General features: G+C 40.6%; 1 protein-coding gene and 1 pseudogene. Both read left to right on the top strand.

What is annotated here, in order from left to right:
• The first annotated feature begins 243 nt into the window (after window positions 1–243).
• Window positions 244–996 (top strand): TIGR03032 family protein, encoded by a 753-nt coding sequence (locus H5232_RS23010; protein WP_404936414.1) that lies wholly within the window; start codon window positions 244–246, stop codon window positions 994–996.
• A 5-nt stretch (window positions 997–1,001) separates the two neighbouring features.
• Window positions 1,002–2,165 (top strand): annotated as a pseudogene (locus tag H5232_RS23005) (hypothetical protein); the annotation flags it as partial.

The following is a 2,165-nucleotide window of genomic DNA, read 5'->3' as shown; positions in this document are numbered from 1 at the left end:
AAAATAAAGGCATTTTCCAGAACAATGGGGCTTTAATGCGACCGAAATTAGGGCCCCGTTTGAACACTAAATTCAAGTATCGAACTTCAAAAAACCACAAGTGGGTTATCCGGAGGTAATAAAGGGAACCCTTAATCGTTATAAGAGTTGGCCAAAAAATTGAAAGAATAAGAAACTAAAGAAAGGCCCCAATTTCCGTAAAGATGGGATGAACAAGTCAAAAGTGTAAAGGCAGCCGACAGTTTGTTTATAGAAAGAGCGACTTTATCAACAGGTATGATCAACATCCATGATATTTGTTGGGGTAATGATGGTTTGTGGGTAGTTAACTCGATGTTCTCTTGTTTAAGTAAGTTAAGTCCTGACCATAGTTTTGTCGCTGCTTGGGTGCCGTCGTTTATTTCAGAACTGAAGCCGGAAAATAGATGCCATTTAAATGGCATGGCGTTGTTAGATGGTGTGCCTCGTTATGCTACAGCCTTTAGTGAATCAGATACAGCACAAGGTTGGCGTGAAGAGCTAGGGAATAAAGGGGTGCTTATTGATGTCGTTGAAAATAAGGTCATCAAATCAGGTATTTCAATGCCACATTCGCCAAGATGCCACGCAGGCAAGGTGTATTATTGTGCATCTGGAGATGGCGATATTCATGTATACGATCCAAAGTCAGGTACTAATAGAGTTTTATGTGAGTTGCAAGGTTTTACAAGGGGAATGACGTTCTTTGGTGACTTGATGCTTGTCGGTACGAGTACATTACGTAAATCAGAAGAGCATATTCGCTTTAAAGCAAACCCAAGATTATTAGATGGGAAAAGTGTGTGCGCAATATGGTTAGTGAATGTAAATACAGGTGAGGTGGTAGGTAATTTGACTTTTACGGGTGATGTAAAACAGATTTACGATATTGCTGTTGTACCGAACAGCAGGAAACCAGAGCTATTTCAAAGCTCAGACGCGTTGTCTAGCCATATTTTTGAATTTTGTCGAGGATGAGTATCATGGAACGTTTAAGCTTAAATAAAACTTTTTTAGGGGTTGCGATTTCTGCAGTAATAGCTAGCGGGGCTTACGCAGAAACAGTAAATGAAGCTGTAGATTTAAAACAATTTTCAAAAAAGTTAGCGCTAGAAACTGAAGATGAAATAGTTGGTATAGAGTCAAAAAGCCCATTTTCGACATTTAGTCGAGGGCAAAAAGCCCAATCACACTTAGTAAACCCAGATATAAATAATACATTAAGCTTTTTAAAAGAGCAGGGATTACTTGAAACGAATGAACAAAAAGTAAGTATTGTTAAGGGCGATAATACAGAAGTAAAAAGTGATTTACTAATAAGAAAGGTGTTTGCAAGTGCAAACTGCACCCTACCAGGCGGGGCGTGCACCACTGTAAGCTCTTCTAGCTGTACTTTGAGAGGTGGTAGTGTTGGCGCTTGTGGGTCATCGCCAGAAATAGATGTTGAAGAAAGTGGATCGACAACTGTACGCGAAGACTTTGGCAGTGTTGCAGCGGATGGTGTAGCAACTACAACAAAAACCTTTACGGTAAAAAATGAAGGCACTGGTAATTTAACGACTACGGCTGTTTCTATAACAAGTGGAAGTAGCGACTTTTCAATTACAGGCGGTACATGTGCTACGAATGGTCAAACATTAAGCTCAGGTATGCAATGTACGATACTTGTAACTGTACAAACGACAACAGTTGGTGGGATATCAGGTAATTTAAGAATTAGCAACACTGATGCAAATGAGAGTATGTATAATGTGTCTTTGAGTGCCACAGGTACTTCTACAAATTCAGCGCCTGTTGTTGATTTAAATGGTGGGATTCCAGGTACAGGGAGTTCAGTGTCATTTACCGAAGGTAGTGGTGCTGTAAATATTGCGCCCGATGCTAGTGCAGAGGATAGTGATGGCGATACAATAACAACAATAACCGTTGCATTAACCAACGATCAAAATGGCGCCACAGAAGGGCTTAATGTTTCAGCGACTGTACAAAATGCGCTAAGTGGTGTTTCTGATTCAGCAGATATTACGTTGAATGATACCATTTCCATTACAGGGGCAACGGCCACCGCTGCTGAAGTAGCAAGTTTCCTTCAGGCGGTAACCTATAACAATACCTCTAGCTCACCTAATGAAACCGCTAGAACGGTG

It is taken from the genome of Pseudoalteromonas sp. SG41-5 (assembly GCF_014164495.1).
Taxonomy (GTDB): Bacteria; Pseudomonadota; Gammaproteobacteria; order Enterobacterales; family Alteromonadaceae; genus Pseudoalteromonas; species Pseudoalteromonas rhizosphaerae.
Note: the sequence above shows the minus strand (reverse complement) of the source record. Positions and strands in the feature narration are given on the sequence as shown.